General features: G+C 40.2%; 15 protein-coding genes. 9 read left to right on the top strand and 6 right to left on the bottom strand.

Features of this window, described 5'->3' with window-relative positions; translation table 11 throughout:
* The first annotated feature begins 3 nt into the window (after nucleotides 1–3).
* The 4 genes from EKQ44_RS01295 to EKQ44_RS01310 all read left to right on the top strand — a co-directional run bounded on the left by EKQ44_RS01295 (nucleotide 4) and on the right by EKQ44_RS01310 (nucleotide 3,196).
* Complete coding sequence (locus EKQ44_RS01295) at nucleotides 4–777, top strand: hypothetical protein (RefSeq protein ID WP_237661715.1); 774 nt, start codon at nucleotides 4–6, stop codon at nucleotides 775–777.
* Between the two features lie 18 nt (nucleotides 778–795).
* The gene (locus EKQ44_RS01300) at nucleotides 796–1,713 is read left to right on the top strand and encodes an ABC transporter ATP-binding protein (protein ID WP_237661716.1); all 918 of its coding nucleotides are present in this window, start codon (nucleotides 796–798) and stop codon (nucleotides 1,711–1,713) included.
* A gap of 2 nt (nucleotides 1,714–1,715) precedes the next feature.
* Complete coding sequence (locus EKQ44_RS01305) at nucleotides 1,716–2,672, top strand: ABC transporter permease (protein WP_237661717.1); 957 nt, start codon at nucleotides 1,716–1,718, stop codon at nucleotides 2,670–2,672.
* A 266-nt stretch (nucleotides 2,673–2,938) separates the two neighbouring features.
* Nucleotides 2,939–3,196 carry a hypothetical protein gene (locus EKQ44_RS01310; protein ID WP_237661718.1) on the top strand — a complete coding sequence of 86 codons (258 nt, stop codon included), beginning with the start codon at nucleotides 2,939–2,941 and terminating at the stop codon, nucleotides 3,194–3,196.
* A 72-nt stretch (nucleotides 3,197–3,268) separates the two neighbouring features.
* Here EKQ44_RS01310 and EKQ44_RS01315 read toward each other — a convergent pair whose 3' ends face one another.
* From EKQ44_RS01315 to EKQ44_RS01325, 3 genes are all read right to left on the bottom strand, one after another.
* Nucleotides 3,269–3,724 carry a DUF2269 family protein gene (locus tag EKQ44_RS01315; RefSeq protein ID WP_237661719.1) on the bottom strand — a complete coding sequence of 152 codons (456 nt, stop codon included), beginning with the start codon at nucleotides 3,722–3,724 and terminating at the stop codon, nucleotides 3,269–3,271.
* A 76-nt stretch (nucleotides 3,725–3,800) separates the two neighbouring features.
* Nucleotides 3,801–5,498 carry an arginine--tRNA ligase gene (gene argS, locus EKQ44_RS01320; protein WP_414491238.1) on the bottom strand — a complete coding sequence of 566 codons (1,698 nt, stop codon included), beginning with the start codon at nucleotides 5,496–5,498 and terminating at the stop codon, nucleotides 3,801–3,803.
* A 289-nt stretch (nucleotides 5,499–5,787) separates the two neighbouring features.
* Nucleotides 5,788–5,982 (bottom strand): aspartyl-phosphate phosphatase Spo0E family protein, encoded by a 195-nt coding sequence (locus EKQ44_RS01325; protein ID WP_269151513.1) that lies wholly within the window; start codon nucleotides 5,980–5,982, stop codon nucleotides 5,788–5,790.
* A 340-nt stretch (nucleotides 5,983–6,322) separates the two neighbouring features.
* On the opposite strand from EKQ44_RS01325, the gene EKQ44_RS01330 reads away from it, so the two are divergent.
* Nucleotides 6,323–6,586 carry a hypothetical protein gene (locus EKQ44_RS01330; RefSeq protein WP_237661721.1) on the top strand — a complete coding sequence of 88 codons (264 nt, stop codon included), beginning with the start codon at nucleotides 6,323–6,325 and terminating at the stop codon, nucleotides 6,584–6,586.
* A 156-nt stretch (nucleotides 6,587–6,742) separates the two neighbouring features.
* Here EKQ44_RS01330 and EKQ44_RS01335 read toward each other — a convergent pair whose 3' ends face one another.
* From EKQ44_RS01335 to EKQ44_RS01345, 3 genes are all read right to left on the bottom strand, one after another.
* Entirely contained in the window at nucleotides 6,743–7,516 is a 774-nt protein-coding gene (locus EKQ44_RS01335; RefSeq protein WP_237661722.1) for an alpha/beta fold hydrolase, read from the bottom strand.
* 6 nt (nucleotides 7,517–7,522) lie between these two features.
* A complete protein-coding gene (locus EKQ44_RS01340) occupies nucleotides 7,523–7,996 on the bottom strand; it encodes a hypothetical protein (protein ID WP_237661723.1) in 474 nt (157 codons plus the stop codon).
* Nucleotides 7,997–8,186: 190 nt separating this feature from the next.
* The gene (locus tag EKQ44_RS01345) at nucleotides 8,187–8,279 is read right to left on the bottom strand and encodes a YjcZ family sporulation protein (protein ID WP_237661724.1); all 93 of its coding nucleotides are present in this window, start codon (nucleotides 8,277–8,279) and stop codon (nucleotides 8,187–8,189) included.
* A gap of 170 nt (nucleotides 8,280–8,449) precedes the next feature.
* On the opposite strand from EKQ44_RS01345, the gene EKQ44_RS01350 reads away from it, so the two are divergent.
* The 4 genes from EKQ44_RS01350 (at nucleotide 8,450) to EKQ44_RS01365 (ending at nucleotide 15,432) form a co-directional block, all read left to right on the top strand.
* A complete protein-coding gene (locus EKQ44_RS01350) occupies nucleotides 8,450–9,346 on the top strand; it encodes a manganese catalase family protein (protein ID WP_237661725.1) in 897 nt (298 codons plus the stop codon).
* 150 nt (nucleotides 9,347–9,496) lie between these two features.
* Nucleotides 9,497–10,537 (top strand): C40 family peptidase, encoded by a 1,041-nt coding sequence (locus EKQ44_RS01355; RefSeq protein WP_237661726.1) that lies wholly within the window; start codon nucleotides 9,497–9,499, stop codon nucleotides 10,535–10,537.
* 705 nt (nucleotides 10,538–11,242) lie between these two features.
* Complete coding sequence (locus EKQ44_RS01360) at nucleotides 11,243–13,366, top strand: sigma factor (protein ID WP_237661727.1); 2,124 nt, start codon at nucleotides 11,243–11,245, stop codon at nucleotides 13,364–13,366.
* Nucleotides 13,363–15,432, top strand: a complete 2,070-nt coding sequence (locus EKQ44_RS01365) for a hypothetical protein (protein WP_237661728.1) — start codon at nucleotides 13,363–13,365, stop codon at nucleotides 15,430–15,432. The genes EKQ44_RS01360 and EKQ44_RS01365 overlap by 4 nt, the downstream gene beginning before the upstream one ends.
* The last annotated feature ends 19 nt before the right edge of the window (nucleotides 15,433–15,451 follow it).

Raw genomic sequence — 15,451 nt, forward strand, 5'->3', positions numbered from 1 at the left:
GAAATGGGCTATTACACGGGGCTGTTAGCTAAAGATTGGAAAGTATCGATGAAGGGGCAACTGCAGAGTTATCTGTTTCTCCTGATTGTCTGGATGTCCGGCGTTGCTTTCTCTTTCCGGTTGGGTGAGCCGCTTATTGCTACGTCTATCTCTTTAACGCTTATAGTCCTTCACATTGCATACATTGCTACAGATATGTTTTTAAACTTTGGGAGAGAACAAAAACTAAAGCTCTGGTTGCATAACCCGAATCCTTCTTATGCCCTCTTGTCTAGTAAACTGGTAATCTCCATGATCAATTGTCTATTATCACTATCTTTTGCGATAGGCTTATATGCGATTGCCTGTTTCCTCTTTGGGGAGCCTTTTTTACAAGGACAGACGTTTACGGAAGCACTAGCGTTGATTTGGTCTGTTTTAGGGGTCGGTCTGTATTTGGGTGTCTGGGCTATGTTTATTTGGTCCCAATATGCAGCAGCAAGGGGGAAAAGATTTGAATTATTGCGATTCGCCCCTATCGGATTTATCGCTTATTTTATCGTGGAGTTTCATAATGGATTTATGATGAGCTCATTGTTTGATCAAATGAAAACAATAGGCACTTTCCCTGCAGTATCTATTGGAACAAAGATTATAAACGAAACAGAGGAATACCAGGAATTTTCAATGGGAGTATCCTTGACAGATTTTTCGTTTGCATTGGCAATATTGTTCTTACTAGTTTCATTACTTGTATTTATCCTATCGGTCCGTAATGTGAAGAAAATGGAAATTTAATGAGAGGAGTATGACAGAATGAATGAAGTTGCAGTAAAACTATCAAATGTTTGTAAGGACATTGGGAGCAAGGAAATTATCAAAGATGTGTCTTTTGAAGTGTATAAGGGGGAAGTATTCGGTTTCCTTGGCCCAAACGGAGCTGGGAAAACGACAACCATCCGAATGATGGTCGGCTTGATGAATATAACATCTGGAGATATCCATATTGACGGAGTCAGTATCAAGACTGACTTTGAAAAAGCGGTCCGTCAAGTTGGGGCAATTGTCGAGAATCCGGAAATGTATAAATTTCTTACGGGCTATCAAAACCTGAAGCAATATGCACGGATGATGCCTGGGGTTACAAAAGAGCGTCTTGATGAAGTGATTGAGCTTGTCGGACTGACCGGACGTATCCGTGAAAAGGTGAAGACTTATTCCTTAGGGATGAGGCAACGTTTGGGCATTGCCCAGGCCTTGTTACATAAACCGAAAGTGCTTATTCTTGACGAGCCGACTAATGGATTGGACCCGGCAGGTATCCGTGAAATCCGTGATTATTTACGCAGCCTGGCAAGGGAAGAAGGGATGGCGATCGTTGTCTCTAGTCATCTATTATCTGAAATGGAACTGATGTGTGATCGAGTAGGAATCATACAGAAGGGGGAATTGATAGATATCCAGAGTATCAGGGACTTTATACAGGACGGCGGGAAAACACTTTACCAGTTGGATTGCGAACCAGCAAAAGAAGCGTTGAACTTGATGCTTGAAATGGAGATACCACATACTAAGAACGGTAGCGTGTTGCACGTAGAAATGGAACGGGAAAGTGTACCTCTTATTATTAAGGAATTGGTGGAACGAGATATCGCTGTTTTTGAAATAAAAGAAGTGATTAAAACGCTAGAAGATAAATTCCTAGAAAAAACATCACAGGAAAGAGGGGCCTGACAATGAATAATCTAATTCAAAATGAACTTATTAAATGGTTTAGAAGGCCGAGCTTCTATGTGATGTGTGCGATTTTAGTGTTATTGTCCATAGTTGGAGTTGTATTTACCATCATGATGGGCTCTATGCTTGATGATGCAAGAAGTCAAGGTGGAGAACAACAATTAGGCTGGCGTGAAAGCCTGGAACAGGAAAACGAGTACCTGCAAATGACCATCCAGGAAGAATCCGGTGCAACAGAACATCTCGAGAGGCAGCTAGCTATTAATGAGCATCGCTTGGAAAATGATTTAGAGCCCTCAACGGGCAATTCAGTTTGGACATATATGGATGAAAATCTTGGTTTGACAAGTCTTATCACCCTTTTTGTTGTTATTATTGCAGGAGGGATGATTGCAAGTGAATTCACATGGGGAACTATCAAGCTTTTGATGATCCGCCCGATCAGCAGAAGTAAGATCCTGGTGGCAAAATACTTAAGTGTATTGGTGTTTATGGCTATTTTCATGGCGATTCTGTTTATTACATCGTTTGTGACAGGGGCGATTGCATTTGGATTTGACTCTGATCCTTCTTTACTGTATTTGGGAGGAAGGGTCTATGAGGTCCCTCCGATACTTTATATATTTCTGAAGCTTTGTCTCCATGGGTTGGGAATCATCATGTTTGCTACCATTGCTTTCATGATTTCGAGTGTCTTCCGGAATAACTCCTTGGCGATAGGTATTTCTTTGTTCCTGCTGTTTACCGGGACACAAATCACATCGCTTGTAGCTATGAAGTTTGAAGCGGCGAAATTTTCTCCGTTTGCCAATATCCACTTCCAGACGTTCCTTGATGGCATGCCTGTAGTCAGCGGGGTGACCTTTTGGTTTTCCGTTGGAATGTTCCTGGTGTATTTTGTATTGCTTCATGTGGTAAGCTTCTTGACGTTTGTGAAACGTGATATAGCTGCCTAATGGGGATGGAAAATAGTCTAGCGTTTGTTTCATGTTACAGTCGGCTGCTCCTTTATGGGGTGGTCGGTTTTTGTTTTTAGGAAAAATATAAAGAGAAAGTGTCAAGCCGCATTCTAAAAGCATGAAACGTAATAGAGAGGGTGTCTCAAAGCCCGTAGCCTATCATACCACTAAAAATTGTGTAAGGAATAAGCATAGGTGGTATAAAAACTATAAGACACGCCTGTCCATAATTATGACTTAGCAAAAAAATAAAGTAGGTGATCATGGTGGAGTTAGTGAATATTTCTTATAGGAAAAAAGGGCAGATCCTCGGCTTTTTTGATAAGTTTCCACATTCAAAGGTGCTTTTTTCACCAATTAAGAAGTACTATTTTATTTCCTATGTATATTGGGATGATCGGGATTCAGTCGTGTCACAGGAAGATTTAGAAAAGATGGAATTACTTTTTAACAGTTATATGGGAAGAGAAGCGTTCTACCGGAAAAGAAGAAGTTCAGGGGGCATGGGTAACACCTCTTAATCAATATAGGCCAACACCTCCGCTTGCTTTCCCCGCTTCTTTCTTGGTGGTGCAAAGGGGATGACCTATAGATCAAGATGGTTTGATAATCATTAGGATGAAAATGATGCAACCTAATAGAATGGTCAGCCAATAAAGGTTGCTTACTTTGTGGAGTGCGCTTGTTTGTGTAGGTGGCAACTGGGTGGATGCCCGGTTGTCAGGATGTAAAAGCCAACGTTGAAGATCACTGAGGGCGGGTGAAATAAAGCCGATTACAATGACTTGGATGCCAAGGTAAAGGACAAGGGAACCGAATAGCCATACCTGGAGAATGGAGCCATAGCTGCCAAAGAGGACGAGAAGAATCCCGGTGATAACTGCAAGTGTTCCGCCAATTTTCGGGAAGTAGTCCAGCTTGTGTTGAAGAAGGACATTGTGACGGAGATCTGATATGGTTTGATGTTTCCTGAGCAGGATCGTTCCGAAAAAAGTGGGACCAATCCCAATGATTGCAACCAGAACATGAATAAGCACAAGCCATTTCATAGGCATCCCCCCAATAGTATTGTTACTTCACTATATGAGGGGGATGGAGGTTTCATGTTTTTAATGCACATTTCCTTTACATTTCTTGTGGGGCTTGAATACCAAGTAAACGAAGTGATTCCTTAATTGTGATGGCTGTTGCCTCAACAAGTGCGAGTCTTGTGGCTTTTTCTTTATCCTCTGTCAAGAACTTCACATGGCCGTACCAGCTGTTGAAGCTTTGGCAGATGTCCACGATATGCTTGGCGATCACAGATGGATCGAAATCTGCGTTCGCCTTCTCAATCATGGCAGGGAATTCATGCAAAAGCTTGGTTAATTCCCATGAATAAGAGTCTGTTAATCCACTATTGATAGGTACTGGCGTCCAATTTCCTTTCTTTAGAATGGAATTGGCACGGGCATAGGTGTATTGGACGTAAGGGCCGGTTTCTCCTTCGAACTTCAACATATCTTTCAGGGAAAACTCCACTGAATTCAAGCGGTAGTTTTTCAAATCATGAAATATGATTGCGCCTACTCCGACTAGTTTGGCAACTTCGCCTTTATGAGGAAGATTTGGGTTTTTGCTCTCAATGTTATCCCCAGCGAGCTGGATGGCTTCTTTGATGACTTCCTCTAGCAATACGACTTTGCCTTTTCTTGTTGACATCTTTTTGCCCTCTTTCAATAGTAACCCAAAAGGTACATGATGCAAGTCCTCCGCCCAAGAAAAATCAGCTTTCTTCAATACAGCTTTCACTTGCTGAAAATGAATGGATTGCTCCTGGCCTACAACATATAGCGCTTTTGAAAAATTATATACCTGCTTTCTATAAAGTGCAGCTGCAAGATCCCTTGTTGCGTATAGTGTAGCACCATCCGACTTTTTAATAAGACAAGGTGGGAGGGAAGTACTCTCCTCCAGCTCGACAACCTCTGCTCCTTCTGATTCAACGAGCAACCCTTTTTCCTCCAATAGTCTGACTACCGATTCCATCTTATCGTTATAAAAAGCCTCGCCATTATAAGAATCAAACGCCACGCCAAGTAGGTGATAGATTTTATTGAATTCCTTTAAAGATTCCTCTCTAAACCATTTCCACAGATTCAGGGCCTGTTCATTGCCATCCTCAAGCTGCTTGAACCAGTAGCGTCCTTCGTCATTTAAAGTGGTGCTGTTCGCAGCTTCCTCGTGAAATTTCACGTATAGCTTTAATAATTCGGGAATGGGATCTGACTTTACCTTTTCTTCCTCCCCCCATTTCAAATAGGCTGCGATCAATTTGCCAAACTGTGTGCCCCAATCTCCGAGATAGTTGATTCGCACTGTCTGATAACCGCACTTTTCCAAAATATTAGCAATGGAATTCCCTATTACCGTCGAGCGAAGATGTCCCATGGAAAATGGTTTAGCGATATTAGGAGACGAAAGGTCCAATACAATGTTTTCTCCCTTGCCGATATCAAGGCTTCCATATTGATCTTTTAGCGTTAAGATAGTTTGAACAACTTTTTGTTGGAAAATATCTTTTTTGAAAAAGAAGTTAATATATGGTCCGACAGCCTCGATTTTGTCCAACCAAGGACTTTTCAGGGTGTCAGTGAGTTCCAATGCAATGAGAGCTGGTGCTTTTCTTTTATATTTAGCAAGCTCAAAGCATGGAAAGGCAAGGTCTCCGTGATGGGTGTGTTTGGGTTTTTCCAATAAGCTTGTAATGTGTGTTATGGTAAGCTCCGGAATCGCCTGATGAAGGGTTTCCGCTGCAATGTTATTCAGTTTCAAATGACACATCTCCTTTTTTAGAATATAAAAAAGCCCGTCTCTTCATTTGGATTGAAGAGACGAGCTTGCTTTTTGTGCCCGCGGTACCACTCTAATTGCCTTCTTATTAGGAAAGCCACTTATCGTCTATATGGGGGACGCACCCATTCATCTCTAAAGTGCGCTTCGTTCCATAGACTTTCAACAGGCTTTCACCGCCCCTGCTTCGCTTCATATGCCATCTATGAACTACTCTCTTTATCGTCGATGATTTCATATATATTTGAGATTATTATACATAATATTTTTTGAGATGCAACTATATTTTTTTCATGTTTTTAGCCTGGTTTATTTTTTGTTCTTCTAATTTTGGAGGAATAAAGACATTCAACATCTCATCGAGTTCTTGACTTAGCCTTACCGTTTCAACAGAGGTTAATCCGGTTTTAATTGCTGTCTTTACCATTTGATCACGCTTCTTTTCTACGGCAAGTTCTACGAGTTTTATCTTCATCACTCCCTAAGCACGATTTCCTATATTATAGATGATAATGACCTGTAAGAAAATAGGCTATGTGTAAAAAGTAGGCATTTTGGTGAAAAACATAGCTTATGAAAAAAGGGTATTTTTAGTATTTGTTTAAAGAATGATTAATTTGCTGATTTTTCTTGTAGCAGTTTGTTGTTTTTAGTCAAATAATAGAGGCTGACCTCTTGTTTTGTCGATGAGGAGGAATAAGGAAATAATCATAGAATAGTTTATACATAGTCGAAAAAGAAGGGCAATGGGTGGCATGTGGAGCTTATGATGTTCATAAAATTGTAGGAAAGGTATTATAAGAGGGGGTTAAGATATGAAAGCTAAAGTGGAAACCATGGAGAAAATGAATGTCTATGCAAACGAGCTAGTCAAGATGATCGTCAAGGACGGTCAGTCCCTCCAGGAGGAAAAACTAAGAATTGCTTTTGAAAATGTAGTGCGGGCCATGGTAGATATGACCAATATTCAACTAGAGCGTGAGAAAGACACAAACGACACGCTTAAAACTACCCTAAGCAGGATGAAAATAGCACACAACTGCATTAACCAAAACGCCTCATCCAGAAAACAACCATAAGATACCCCTTTATTTCCAGTAATACCAATGCAATGAGCCCCCGCGTGAGTCTTCGCGCATTCCACTACGATCAACTTGAAAACTGCTTTGTATTTTGCTTTTCTACACACTAATAGCCCAGGCTGTGTCCAGGGCTATTTTTTTAATGATTAATGATTACTTTAGAGTTCGTATGAATTCTCTGGTGATCGCATTCAATTCGTTTGGGAATTTTGTGGGAACTTGGTGTTTGGCTCCTGAAACATAAGCCACTTTGGTATCTGGAAGACATGCAATGAACTCTTTTTGATAATGGTGAACATAATAGTCCAATTCTCCATATATGAGGAGTAGAGGTGCGGTGATATCCCGCAGTCGTTCCGAACAATCATAGGTTAAACCTTCTTTGTAGTATTGGTAAAGAGTGTTTGCCTCTGTTTTTTTAAAATAAGCTGCCATTTCCTCAGCGAATTTTTTTGAATAAGAATGCGCGTATGCAATTGTCTTTGAAATAATACCCATCCCATTACATTGAGCGGTTAGGATTCCAAGAAGGAACTCGCTATAAAGGAGTATGCTATCAACTTTTGGAAAGGCACCAATCAATAAAAGGCCTTCAACAAGGTTTGGATAGTTTAGACTTGTTTCAAGTGCGATGGAAGCGCCATTAGAATATCCACAAATGATTACTTTAGGAATTTCCAGTTGTGCACACACATCTGAAATATCCCTGGCAAGTAACGAAAAGCGGATAGGATGTTCACCCTTTTCGCTTTTTCCATTACCGCGCAAGTCTATGTATAGTAGTCGAAAATGATTTGATAATGGTAATTGTTGCTTAAAGGTGATATGCCCCATTCCAGGGGGGTGAATAAAAAGAATGGTCTTTTGCCCAGTCCCTATTAAACGATAGAAAATCTTTACATGGTCCCTTGTATGGACATATCCCATAAACAATCAACCTTCCTGTATTTTCCTATTTTCCATATATAAAATGATTCCTCTTACGGTAAAGCCAATCAACAATCCGGGGATGACAAACAGCATTGGCATGAAGACGGGACCGAATAAAATGCCGAAGAGTTTTATTTTCCCTGAAAGCATCAATCCGACCGTCACCATGTAAGCGCAGCTGACAAATGGAAGGTAGGAGTAAGGTGCTTTTCCTCCACCGGCATCTTTGAATGCATCCCACATCGAAAAAAAGTATAAACAAGGGTAAAACATCAGCCAAAGGTAATTTGTTTCAAGGTATGCACGTTCGATCTCCCCATTAAAACTGTACATGATTATCGAATTGAAATTTGCTAGAACATTAATAAGGAATTCCAAAAATATGAACACTAGCCCCTTGATATACTTCTTGTTGAGTAATTGGCCAAAGCCAGGTAAGGCGATACTCCATAATAGTCGTTCAAGGGATTTATTCATCGGGCGGCCCTGTATATGTATATAATTCGGTAATATTAATCCACTTTTGCCACATGTAAACTCCTCCAGCCATTACTCTAACAATAGCTTGGCCTATTGCTCCTAAATTATGTTAATTTATTCTCGTAAAGACATGAAAATACGCAGGGTGCTTTATGCTAACCCTGCGCTATCCTTTAATGTGAATTTATTAATACAAGTATGCGGCCCCTATTATGATAAGTAAAATAAATAAGATAACAAAGAGGGTAAAACCTGTTCCACAGCCAGTGCCCTTGCTCATTTACCTCTCCCCTTTCCAAAGTTGATACTTTACTTTATGTAACAAACTCTGAATGTGTATGGGCGGATGCCCGGTATGAAGGTGAAAAGCTATATACCTGTCATAGGACAATTCCCTTACCACATACAAGTAAATAGAGGTTTGTGTAAGTTTAGAGGAGGGAGAAAAAGATGTTTACTCGGATAAATCGGCTGCAAATACCGTTGCCAAAACCAAAAAATCCCGATCCCAATGGAGCGGCAGCTGTGCAGGAGCTGCTTGGTGGGAAGTTTGGTGAAATGTCTACACTAAATAACTATATGTTCCAATCATTCAACTTCCGAAATAAAAAGAAGCTGAAGCCTTTTTTTGATCTGGTCGCAAGCATTACAGCAGAGGAGCTTGGACATGTTGAGTTGGTAACTACGACGATCAACCTGATGCTTGAGGGGGTTACATACCCTGCTCCACCTGATGCGACACCTCTAAGGGATACAAAGGATCTCCGCAATACGTATCATTATATTGTGAATGCACAGACAGCACTTCCGGGGGATTCTATGGGAAGGGCATGGACAGGGGATAATGTTTTTAACAGCGGAAACCTTGTGTTGGACCTGCTTCACAACTTTTTTCTGGAATGCGGGGCTAGAACCCATAAAATGAGGGTGTATCAAATGACTGACAACCCTGTGGCAAGGGAGATGATCGGGTATCTTTTAGTACGTGGCGGCGTTCACGTGGTGGCGTATGCAAAGGCGCTGGAAATAGCGACAGGAGTCGACATCACGAAGCTTGTCCCGATACCTAGTTTGGAGAACAAAGCTTTCGAAACGACTCGGAAGTTTGAGGCAGAAGGAGTGCATAGAAAGCTGTACACCTTCAGTGCTACTGATTACAAGGATGTAGCTATGATTTGGAAAGGTAATCATCCTGAAGATGGGGGCAAACTAGAGGTGATTCAAGGAACACCTCCTGGAGGGCCGATGCCAGATCTTGAAAGTGTGCCAGAGGAATTCGCACCAGGCATTTCCCATGAGGATTTTATGGAAATTGCAAAGAGGCTGCAACGTTCTGCAGGAATATAGATAATGGAAGCTTGTAGACCCTTCACTCTGCAAGCTTTTTGTCGTTTTAAAAGTATCCATGAAGAAATTTATATTTTCTTGTTGGAAAATATATGCTAACATCAGTTTATACATAGAAAAAAGTAAAATTATGAGGAGAATGGAACAATCATGAAAAAGAAAGTAATTGCTGGTGCCCTTGTAACTTCCTTTATGTTTTCTGGACATGCTTATGCGGCTGATTATACCGTCAAATCAGGTGACTCCCTTTGGAAGATTGCCACCAATAATCAGGTGACAGTAAGCAATATCAAGACATGGAATAACCTGAAGAGTGACCTTATCTTCCCAGGGCAAACATTATCTTTGAAGGCGAATGGAACAGGCACCACGCAACCTGCGCCAACCCAACCTGCCCCCGCCCCAAGCCAACCGACGACATCAACCTATACCATTAAATCTGGAGACTCTTTGTCATTGATTGCTAGAAATCATCAAACGACCCTAGCTAATCTGATGAAACTAAATCCGTCCATTACAGACGTAAATAGAATATTTATCGGGCAAACAATATTGGTGGCTGCTGGTGCCCCATCCGCTCCAAGTCAGCCATCCCAACCAGCACCTAGCCCTAGCAAACCAACGCAAGCTTCAGGGACCTACACCATCAAGAGCGGGGACAACCTCTCTTCTGTTGCAAGCAGACACGGTGTGACATTGAGCGCATTATTAGCTGTTAATCCTGCTATCAAGGATGCCAATCGTATTTCAATTGGACAAGTTATCAACATCCCAGGAAATACACAGAGTACTCCTGTGGGAGATAATGCTTCCTGGCAAGAAAAGGCCGATGCCATCATAAAAACAGGGGAAAAGTATTTAGGAGCAAAGTATTTGTATGGAGCATCTACCAACAGAACGGATGCGTTTGACTGTTCTTCTTATACGGTAAAAGTTTTTGCTGAAAATGGAATCAGCCTTCCGAGAACCTCTGCACAGCAAGGGAATGTTGGTAAAGAAATCCCGCTAAGCGAAATCCGTAAAGGGGATCTCGTGTTTTTCGATACAGAAGGGGACGGTGTCATCAATCATGTATCCATCGTGATGGACTCAAATACGCTTCTGCATGCTGCAACAAACACGGGAGTAGCATTCGCTTCTTATAATACATATTGGAAACCGAGAGCTGTAAAGGCGGTACGTGTACTATAATAATAATTTACACAAAGTTAATATAGGGATTAAACAAGCTTAATAAAGAATAGGTAAAATTGGTTTTGTAAGGTTGATACATATTTCTTTGCCGTAACAAAGATGTTGCCAAATCTAACATGTCATGAACTACTCCCCTTTTTCATAGTGAATAGATGCAACCTGTCAACCTGAACCCTTACCTGTTAAAAATGGCTGCTTTCCAAACTTCATGCCAGGAAAAAAAGAGATGAATCGGATGCATCTCTTTTTTTCGTGGACTTTTTCCCCTCCTCCTCAAGTCTTAGTATCTTTCGGTATAAAGCTGGAAATGACTGTAGGTAAAAGAATGAAAGAAAACCGTTCTACAGGTTGTTATCCAAAGCGCCGCAAAAATCTATACTGATAGTGAGAACAAAACAAAGGAATGATGGAGGATGAAAAAAATGTTAACACTTTTATTGGGAAGTAAAAAAGACGTTTTGCAAAAAAAGTATGGTGCATCGATTGATGAAAAGAGAATGGAAGTATTTTTAAAAAGTGACTTAGCACGACGTTTCTAGAAGGAGCTACTGAAAATGGGTGGCTTCTTTTTTTTGTCTGAATGTCCTTTCCATACAAATCATTCTATTCAAAAAACACAAACTATTACAAATTCAACTCCTATAAAATGGTATACTAGGGGAAAAGAGAGATAAAAGATTTACAAAAAAGGGTGAAGAGAATTTGAATGAAGAGAGTTTTATAATCAAAGAAATAACAGCAGGTAAAAAGGAAAAATATGACCAAATCATAGAACGCTATAAAGATAAATTATTTGCCATAGCACTTTGGATCACGGGTAATAAGGAAAATGCAGAGAATTTGGTAAAACAGGGGTTTATGAAGGCATATGGAGAGTTAGATACATATGAAGAATCATCATTGTTCTCAGAGTGGCTATATGAACAGTTTCTACCGCTTTTCAAAAAGGTAGCGAAGTCAAACAGCTCCACTCCCATTCCACTTCCACTGCATAATCCTCATCACATTAAACTGGAAGAAGCGATATACACTCTGACACATCAAGCCAGATTGGAATTTCTGCTCATTCGAATACTCCATTTTTCCCAAGCGAATCTTTCTAGTCTAATGGAAGCGAGCATAGAAGAAATCAAAGACAGATATAAAAGCTCAATGATACATATCCGTGACCATTCATTGTTAGAAAGCTATCAAGAAAAAAGGGAATGCCTTAGTCTCAGAGAATTGATAGATTTCTATGAAGGTGAGGTCAAGGAGAAGGTTGAGGTGGAAATAAAAGACCATCTTGAATTTTGTCCAGATTGCCGGGAAGTTTTAGAAGGATTAAAAAAAGAAGAAGTCTCCCTGGATTTCGTTCTGAATTTCCCTAAGTTAGAAGAAGCTTTTAACAAAAAGGTACTCGATGACCTCGTGGCCTATACCCCTAAAAAACCGAAGCATCGTACGTGGAAATATCAGCTTAGTGTCCTAGGTATACTTGGTACCATCTTTTTATTAGGTATACTCATTGTTCCCAACCTGAAGCCAGTGGCAGATATGGTCACGACCTACATGAAGCATGGGACCATTTATAATGTATGGGTGGAAGGGACTTATGTGGCAACAGATAAAGATATTTCTTTTGAAGTAACGGAAGTGGAGATGGACTCCCTCTATATGTACATCTATTATGATGTCAAAAAAGAAGGAGAAAATGAATCAAGTACTCTTACCCATGAAGATATTGATTTTTATTCCTATAAACCCATAAGAATTGTGGATGAAACAGGTAAAGAGCACCCGGTTCAAGTGACTGCACCGGAGTATCTTCGTAGCGGTCGAAAAGTGTTAGAGAAGGAAGGGGAGTACCGGCCTTTCTTTTTAGTATATATCAAGGATAAGGAAAACCTGCCAGATGAGTTTGACATAAAAATAAACATAGCTAATCTGCAATCTAAGTATGGAAGCTGGAAGTTAGATATCCCAATCAGGTATGACAAAGTGGAGGATACTTCCGTAACTGTTACTCTGAATGAAGTAATGAACATTGAAGACAAAATGATCTTGGAGTTTATGGATGTTACCTACAGCAAGCACGGTAGCAGGTTCAGATATAACATTAGACGTACGGATGAAGAACGGGATAAATTACTTACAGATCTGAAGACGCATGATCAAGAATACAGATTGCAGGAATTTGAATTATGGCATCAGATCGGGTTGAATGGAATAACAAAAGATGGAAACTATTTAGTTCCGATATATTTTCATGACATGTATATGTATGATTCAAATGAACCGATCGAAATGCACTTCTCCCATTATTATATGGATAACCAATATTATGAAGTGTCTGGAAAGCTGGAAAATCCCATGCAGGAGCTTTATGCACAAATAATGGGGGTTTATTACCAAGAACCCGCATTCTACTCGTTGGAAATTCCGCTTGAAGAAACAGAAAGGACTCCATTGGAAGGGAAAATAAACGAGTATGAGCTGATTGACTACAGTATTGTGGCAACAAAAGACCGGTTGGGTGATGTCAGCAAGTATGAGCTAATTATCAATGGGAAAAGTGATAATTCTCGCGGAGAGATAGGGTGGACCCTTATGGATGGGAAAGGGGAATATGTACAATCCGAGGGGTGGTACCATTACGATGAACGGGATAAGAAAGGAACAAAGAAGCTGCTTCATGTGGACATTACCTCAAGGTATGACCAGGCTGCCTTTCCTGAAACCTTGGTCATTAAAGCGGATAATATATTCACGCAGTTAAAGAGCTTAGAGGGAGAGAAATTCCCATTATTTAAAGAAGAGGAAAAAGCAGAAGGCGGAACTGAATGATGGACGAGAAGTATATAAGTTCTATTTTGGAAGGGAACACACTGGCTTTTGAACCGATTATCGAGAAATATAAAAACAGGGTCTATTGCTTTGCCTATTGGTTGCTAGGCGATTTTGTTGGAGCGGAGAAAGTGACGCAAGAATGCTTTCTTGATATTTATGGGAAGTTAGAAACCTATCAGGATACCGAGTTATTTACTGTATGGTTTTATCGGGAGATCTTAAAGCAATTAAAAGGAAATTCAATTAAAGCGGATGGACATGCCTCCATGGAGGAGGAACAGTTTAATCATCATCCAAATCACGAGAAGGTGAAGGAATCACTTCTTTCTTTGCCTAGAAAAACTAGATTTATCCTGCTTTTAAACTATCTTTTTTCAGAGTTGGAAAACAGGCAAGCTGCAGATATTTTGGAAATGGGCATAGAAGATTATGAGGAACCTTTACTTTCTGCGAAAAAGTCATTGCATTTGAGCATCTTGGGGACGCAGGATTTCGAACAGAAAACAGATTGCCTGGAAAAAGAAGAACTGATCCGATATTTTAATGGTGGATGGGACCAACAAAAGGAAACGGTGGAGGACCACTTGGAATTCTGTCCGGTATGCAGGTCAGCCTTGGAGGAAATAGAGCAGGAAGAGAGAGTCCTAAAGAGTGTCTTGCAACTTCCTGAGCTTGATAGCGAATTTAATGAAAAAGTTTTAAAACAACTAACCCCTTTTTCCAAATCAAGATCCAACCGTCGATCATGGAAGTATCAACTCGGAGTTGTCAGTGGTATGGTGGCTCTGCTCATTGCTGGTTTTGTGGTTATTCCTGTTATTTCACCATGGACGAAGATGGTGACCAACTATATCTATCATGGTACCTTTTATAATGTATGGGCAGATGGTACCTATAAGGTGACTAGCAATGATATTAACGTAGAAATTACCTCTGTGGATGTCGACCCATTGCATATATTGGTTCAATACGAAGTTTCCAGTGACTTGAAAGATATTGATTATTTAGGTGAGAATGATCTATTTTCCGTTCATGCTATGGATGATGAGGGAAATACGTACCCGATGGAATCCGCCAAGCCAGTCTTGATCGGTGAGATGTTGTCAAGTAGCAAGGTCCCGGAAAGTTCAAATGATCGAAGAATATATGTAAAGTCGTTAAACGAAGAAGACCTGCCAGATAAATTCAACTTGCATTTTCATTTCCAACGTATAAAAGGCTGGGGTGGGGACTGGAAAATAGTCGTACCTATCCAATATGAAAAAGTAGTGCAAGATGTAGAAGTGGTGGAATTGAATGAGGTAAAAGTCATTGATGACAAAATAGAGGTGGAAATGCTAAGTTTGGAAAAAGGGAAGTACGGTAGCAGGTTGAAATATGATGTCAGATTGAAAGAAGAAGAAATTGAGCGGATTGAAGCCAACTTGAAAAAGACGGATCAAGAATATGACCGGCATTTTCTCATGGGTCATCATGAAGTATCTGCAGGAGTCGTTCTGGTAAATAACGAGGAGGAGTACTTGGTTCCGATTAACTATCCCTCCATGAATAACATCATGCAAAAAGCGCCTTTTCAAATAGATTTTTCGCAACTATACACAGATAAAAACTATATGGAAGTAAAAGGAGAAGAATCATCAGGTGGCAATTATTCGGCAGAAATAAGGACAGCTAATTATCATGAACCTGGATTTTATTCCATGACAGTGCCTTTAGAAAAATCCACAGAAGAATCATTGGACATCGACTTGGATGGCTATACGCTGAATAAGCTGTTGGTGACAAGGAAAGAAGGACTAACAACCAATGTCCTCCTAACTGGTAAGAAAACACAAACTCAAAAAGTGCGTCACTTTTTTTGGGTCTTTTCAGATGAAAAAGGACAAAGATTGGATATCTACAGTAGGAACTCGTTTGATTTTTTTGATCAAGAAGAAAGCCATGAATTAGAAATGATTAACGTAAATGTCAAATCAGATGTTACACATTTAATGATACAGGCTACCCAGATCTCTAATGATTATTTTTTTAAGGAAAAAGAATACAGGTTTCCTCTAAATTAGAGATGTAGCCTTAGAAGTT

The organism is Sutcliffiella horikoshii, assembly GCF_021991925.1.
Taxonomy (GTDB): domain Bacteria; phylum Bacillota; class Bacilli; order Bacillales; family Bacillaceae_I; genus Sutcliffiella_A; species Sutcliffiella_A horikoshii_F.

Coding starts and splice junctions, on each gene's coding strand:
- EKQ44_RS01295 (WP_237661715.1), top strand. CDS start 4: ATGGGCTATTACACGGGGCTGTTAGCTAAAGATTGGAAAGTATCGATG.
- EKQ44_RS01300 (WP_237661716.1), top strand. CDS start 796: ATGAATGAAGTTGCAGTAAAACTATCAAATGTTTGTAAGGACATTGGG.
- EKQ44_RS01305 (WP_237661717.1), top strand. CDS start 1,716: ATGAATAATCTAATTCAAAATGAACTTATTAAATGGTTTAGAAGGCCG.
- EKQ44_RS01310 (WP_237661718.1), top strand. CDS start 2,939: ATGGTGGAGTTAGTGAATATTTCTTATAGGAAAAAAGGGCAGATCCTC.
- EKQ44_RS01315 (WP_237661719.1), bottom strand. CDS start 3,724: ATGAAATGGCTTGTGCTTATTCATGTTCTGGTTGCAATCATTGGGATT.
- argS (WP_414491238.1), bottom strand. CDS start 5,498: ATGTGTCATTTGAAACTGAATAACATTGCAGCGGAAACCCTTCATCAG.
- EKQ44_RS01325 (WP_269151513.1), bottom strand. CDS start 5,982: ATGAAGATAAAACTCGTAGAACTTGCCGTAGAAAAGAAGCGTGATCAA.
- EKQ44_RS01330 (WP_237661721.1), top strand. CDS start 6,323: ATGAAAGCTAAAGTGGAAACCATGGAGAAAATGAATGTCTATGCAAAC.
- EKQ44_RS01335 (WP_237661722.1), bottom strand. CDS start 7,516: ATGGGATATGTCCATACAAGGGACCATGTAAAGATTTTCTATCGTTTA.
- EKQ44_RS01340 (WP_237661723.1), bottom strand. CDS start 7,996: ATGAATAAATCCCTTGAACGACTATTATGGAGTATCGCCTTACCTGGC.
- EKQ44_RS01345 (WP_237661724.1), bottom strand. CDS start 8,279: ATGAGCAAGGGCACTGGCTGTGGAACAGGTTTTACCCTCTTTGTTATC.
- EKQ44_RS01350 (WP_237661725.1), top strand. CDS start 8,450: ATGTTTACTCGGATAAATCGGCTGCAAATACCGTTGCCAAAACCAAAA.
- EKQ44_RS01355 (WP_237661726.1), top strand. CDS start 9,497: ATGAAAAAGAAAGTAATTGCTGGTGCCCTTGTAACTTCCTTTATGTTT.
- EKQ44_RS01365 (WP_237661728.1), top strand. CDS start 13,363: ATGATGGACGAGAAGTATATAAGTTCTATTTTGGAAGGGAACACACTG.